Source organism: Limnohabitans planktonicus II-D5, from assembly GCF_001270065.2.
GTDB classification, from domain to species: Bacteria; Pseudomonadota; Gammaproteobacteria; order Burkholderiales; family Burkholderiaceae_C; genus Limnohabitans_A; species Limnohabitans_A planktonicus.
Genome location: NZ_LFYT02000132.1, coordinates 1 through 689, shown reverse-complemented (window position 1 = coordinate 689; position 689 = coordinate 1). Strand labels below are relative to the sequence as shown.

1 protein-coding gene is annotated in these 689 nt (G+C 64.2%); it reads right to left on the bottom strand.

Features of this window, described 5'->3' with window-relative positions; genetic code table 11:
* A partial coding sequence (locus H663_RS41115) for an Ig-like domain-containing protein (protein WP_116695982.1) occupies nt 1-689 on the bottom strand: 689 nt, incomplete at both ends.

The window sequence follows — 689 nt, the reverse complement described above, 5'->3', positions numbered from 1 at the left end:
TTGCCCGACAGGTCGGTGTAGTTGGCCAGCACTTGGACCACGTTGCTGGTGTCTTCGATGCCTGCTGTGGGCGTGAGTGTGGCGGGTCCAGGTCAGGCCGCCATCGGCTGTGGCCAGGTTGCTCAGTGTGGCGTTGTCAGCGGTCAAGTCCGACAGGTCAAAGGCTTTGACTTTCTCGCTGAAGCTGATGGTGACGGTGGCGCTCTCGCCCACTTTCAGGGCGCTCTTGTCCAGCACGATGCTTTGCACCGTGGGCACGGTGATGTCCACGGCGTAGGCCCGGTTGGCAGATGCCATCTGGGTGTTGCCCGCCGCATCGCTGGCCATGAGCACGACTTCAAGGGTGCTGCCCGAATCAGCAATCAGGTCGGCGGTGGCCACGCTCACGCTGTAGTTGCCCAAAGCGTCCACGGTGCCGCTGAAGGTTTGGCCGTTGACCAGCACTTTGACCACGTCGCCTTCGCGGGCGTCGCTCACGCTGCCGGTGATGCCGGTGTGGGTTTGCACCGCGTCAGCAGGGCTCAGGGCGTCGTCGCCGCCAATGGCGTTGATGCCGACGGTGGGTACGGGAGCGCTGGTGTCCAGCGTGAAGTTCAATGTGCTGGCCGCACTCACGTTGCCTGCGGCGTCGGTCTGGCGCACGCTCACGGTGTTGGCACCTTCTGCGGCTGTGAAGGTGGTGGTCCACG